Raw genomic sequence first — 3,914 nt, forward strand, 5'->3', positions numbered from 1 at the left:
ACCGAACAATTGTATTTTCAACCGGTAAATGCCTCCCAGATTCGGGATGTACTGGGACACACTCGGCCACCTACAACGTTGCTATTTCAGCCTTTCAGGCCAAGCTTTAGATTTGTCTGCACAAAGTCTTGACAATGTTCGGTATATGTCAGTAACCTGGTAAGTGCTTAGACCACCCGCCCCCAACGAAGGCGGCACCGGAGGGTGGAAACAGTTCAGGAGCTAGACACAATGAGCGAAATTCAGTTCACCGAGGGCCCTCTGCTTGAGGCCACCAAGAAATTCCCCACCGTGCTGTGGAACGACTCGTCGGATCTCGATGAGCTCACCCAGTCGATCTCGTTTGGTGGAGTTGGCGCAACCTGCAACCCGCAGATCGCCTACACGACCCTGTCGAAGCACCCCGAGATCTGGAACGACCGGATCCGCAAGATCGCTGACGACAACCCAACCTGGAGCGAGTCGGAGATCGGTTGGCAGGCCGTTAAGGACATGTCGGTCGAGGCAGCCAAGCTTCTCGAGCCCGCTTTCAAGGCTACGAATGGTCGCAACGGCCGCCTTTCGGTGCAGACGGACCCCCGCCTGCACCGCAGCGCAAAGGCTCTTGCCGATCAGGCTGAGGAGTTCCACAACCTTGCCGACAACATTGTCGTGAAGATCCCGGCCACCAAGACCGGCATCGAGGCAATCGAGGATGCAACCGAGCGCGGCGTTTCCATCAACGTCACCGTGTCGTTCTCCGTCCCCCAGGCCGTTGAGGCCGCTGCCGCTATCGAGCGCGGCTTGGAGAAGCGCAAAGCCGCTGGCCACGACGTCTCCCAGATGGGACCCGTTGTCACGATCATGGTTGGTCGTCTCGACGACTGGATGAAGCACGTTGTTGCTCGCGACAACATTTTCCTTGACTACTCGGCACTCGAGTGGGCCGGCATCGCAGCCGTCAAGAAGGCTTACGGAATCTTCCAGGAGCGCGGCTACGCGGCTCGCATGCTGGTTGCTGCTTTCCGCAACCCCTACCAGTGGGCCGAGTTCCAGGGCGGCGACCTGGTCGTCTCCCCTCCGTTCAAGTGGCAGCAGATCGTCAACAACTCCGACTACGTTGCCGAGGAGCGCATGAGCAAGCCGGTCGACGAGCACTACATCGAGCAGCTTCGCCGCATCCCCGACTTCAACCGGGCCTACGACGTTGACGGCATGACCGTGGACGAGTTCTCGTCCTTCGGCCCTGCAGCCAAGACCCTCCGCCAGTTCCTCGACGCGGACAACGCGCTCGACAACCTGGTTCGGGACATCATTCTGCCCGCCTCGTAAGTGGACAGATTTCTACTCACCCGTGAGTAGATACCCAAGAATATTCAATATCGAGAGAAACGAACACACACGTGATCAAGATTGGCATTATTGGAGCCGGTCGGATCGCGCAGGTGCACGCGCGGTCTGTCTCTGCCCATTCGAACGCAACGCTCAGCGTTGTATCGGATCCGGTAGAACAGGCCGCGTCTGCATTGGCGCGTGCCAACGGCGCCCGATGGACACTATCCGCAGATGACCTCATTGCCGACCCGGAGGTCGATGCTGTCATCATCTGCTCCCCCACTCCCTTCCACGCCGAGCAGGTGCTCGCGTGCGCGAAGGCAGGTAAGCCTGTTCTGTGCGAGAAACCTATCGCCATGGACATGGACACCGTCGACCAGCTCGAGAAGGATCTCGAAGGCCTCAATCCCACCGTCATGATGGGATTCAACAGGCGCTTCGACCCGTCTTTCGCAAAGATCCACAGCCTCGCCGAGGAGGGCGCGGCCGGCAAGATTGAGCAGGTCACCATCATTTCTCGCGACCCCGCAGCGCCGCCCGTCGAATACATTGCGACCTCGGGTGGAATCTTCAAGGACATGACGATCCACGACTTCGATACCGCCAGGTTCTTCCTTGGCGACATCAAAACGGTCGTGGCAATCGGCCAGAACCTCGATCCCGCACTGAAGGACACGGGTGACTTTGACGGAGCTGTCATCACCCTGACCAACGCCGAGGGTGCCACGGCAACGATCACGAACTCGCGGCACTGCGCCTCCGGTTACGATCAGCGTCTCGAAGTGTTCGGTGACAGGGCAACGCTCAACGCCGACAATATTCGCCCCACGACGGTGCGGATCTCGAACGGCACTGTCACCGACGGTCAGGATCCCTACCTCGACTTCTTCCTTGCTCGCTACGAGGCCGCCTACAGCGTCGAGCTCGACGAGTTCCTCAGCGCAATCGACGAGGGCCGCAAGCCGTCACCCTCGATTGAGGATGGTCGCAAGGCCCTGGGGCTTGCCGAGGCAGCCGAGAAGTCGGCCCGTACGGGTTCGATCGTCACTCTCTAAGGGAATCACTGCCCGCGGCTGCACCAACCGTGGGCGGCCACCCCACGCGTGTCTAAAAATCCACGAAGACACAGCAGAACAACCCATTTAATGTCAGCAAAAACAACCCAACTGCGGCAATGTTGCCGAGAGGAGACCACACCATGAAGATCGCCGGAGCCCCCATTTCCTGGGGCGTCTGTGAAGTACCGGGCTGGGGATACCAGATGTCGCCGGAACGCGTTCTGACCGAAATGAAGGAGATTGGCCTGACCGCCACGGAGTTCGGCCCCCAGGGCTGGCTGCCGATCGAAGCTGAGGAACGCGCGAAGGCAGTATCCGAGTACGACCTTGAGCCCGTCGGAGCCTTCTTCCTTGCCGTCATGCACGATCCCGACTTTGATCCGATCCCGCAGGTCAACAAGGAGCTGGACGCCTTCGAGGTGGCGGGCGGCTCCTACCTGGTCCTCGCAGCCGATTCCGGCCGCGACGGCTACGATGATCGCCCTGTCCTGGACGAAAAGGGTTGGGACACCCTGTTCACGAACCTCACTCGGATCGCGGAGGCCTGCGCGGCCCGCGGCGTCACCGCCTGCATCCACCCCCACTGGGGCACCATGGTTCAGAACGTTGACGAGGTTGAGCGCGTCCTCGACAACTCGACCGTTGGCCTTTGCCTCGACACCGGCCACCTCGCCTGCGGCGGCGCCGACGTTGTTGCCCTGACGAAGAAGTACGCGGACCGCGTCTCCATTGTCCACGCCAAGGACATCAACAAGGACATGACCGACAAGCTCCTGCCCGGCGACCTCGTCTGGGGCGACGGCATCAAGGGCGGCATGTTCGTCCCGATCGGCGAGGGCGATATCGACTTCGCCGCCATTGTCTCCGCGCTGAACGATGCTGGCTTTGACGGCTACTACGTTCTCGAGCAGGACATCATGCTCGATGAGGAGCCCGCCGCCGGCGCAGGCCCCATCGACAATGCTCGCAAGTCCTACAACGCCCTCAAGGCGCTGGCTGGCTAGCGTAGATCGGTCGCGCTCTCCCTCGTTGTGTAGCGACCGGTCACCCCGGGGCCGGGCGGACAGTTCCACGGAGCTTCCGCCCGGCCCTTTCTTGTCGCCACTCTTCCTTGTCCCCACCCTTCCCACACACATTGTTTCTCCAGGCCCGCTCCAAGGCCTTGCCTAGTAGCACAGCCATACCGACGGGTGCTTCGCTCCCTGCTTATCCGCCGCTTCCGTCCGCGCCTTCCACCGACGTCTCACGGTGGATCCGCTCCAGCTGAGTTCAACGGTTCTTGCACAGTTTCCCCGGTCAAGCTCTCGGTGCAAAGAGATCATCCCACCCAGACTTCCGGTCCGTTTATAACTGGGGTGGAACGGTAGAGTCAGCATGAGGCATGCATTGCATCGGGAGTGGGTCGCCGTTGTCCCGCACACCGCCACATCCTCGTGCGATTCGTGCACGCGCTGCTTCGCAGCGAAAGGTCACACCAAACAGCAGGAGTTATTGTGCTTATTAGTTTGAAGGAAGCTCTCGATTACGCAGAGCACAACAAGG

At 60.5% G+C, this 3,914-nt stretch carries 3 protein-coding genes; all 3 read left to right on the forward strand.

All coding sequences use genetic code 11. The annotated features are described in order from the left end of the window. The first annotated feature begins 231 nt into the window (after positions 1 to 231). Positions 232 to 1,311 (forward strand): transaldolase family protein, encoded by a 1,080-nt coding sequence (locus ACTHUY_RS11435; protein ID WP_441678921.1) that lies wholly within the window; start codon positions 232 to 234, stop codon positions 1,309 to 1,311. Between the two features lie 71 nt (positions 1,312 to 1,382). Further along, positions 1,383 to 2,369: an inositol 2-dehydrogenase gene (gene iolG / locus ACTHUY_RS11440; RefSeq protein WP_441675985.1), complete on the forward strand. Its 987-nt coding sequence runs from the start codon at positions 1,383 to 1,385 to the stop codon at positions 2,367 to 2,369. A 143-nt stretch (positions 2,370 to 2,512) separates the two neighbouring features. After that, positions 2,513 to 3,376, forward strand: a complete 864-nt coding sequence (locus tag ACTHUY_RS11445; protein WP_441678922.1) for a sugar phosphate isomerase/epimerase family protein — start codon at positions 2,513 to 2,515, stop codon at positions 3,374 to 3,376. Positions 3,377 to 3,914: the final 538 nt, after the last annotated feature.

The sequence above is a fragment of the Flaviflexus sp. genome (assembly GCF_052087705.1).
GTDB classification, from domain to species: Bacteria; Actinomycetota; Actinomycetes; order Actinomycetales; family Actinomycetaceae; genus Flaviflexus; species Flaviflexus ciconiae.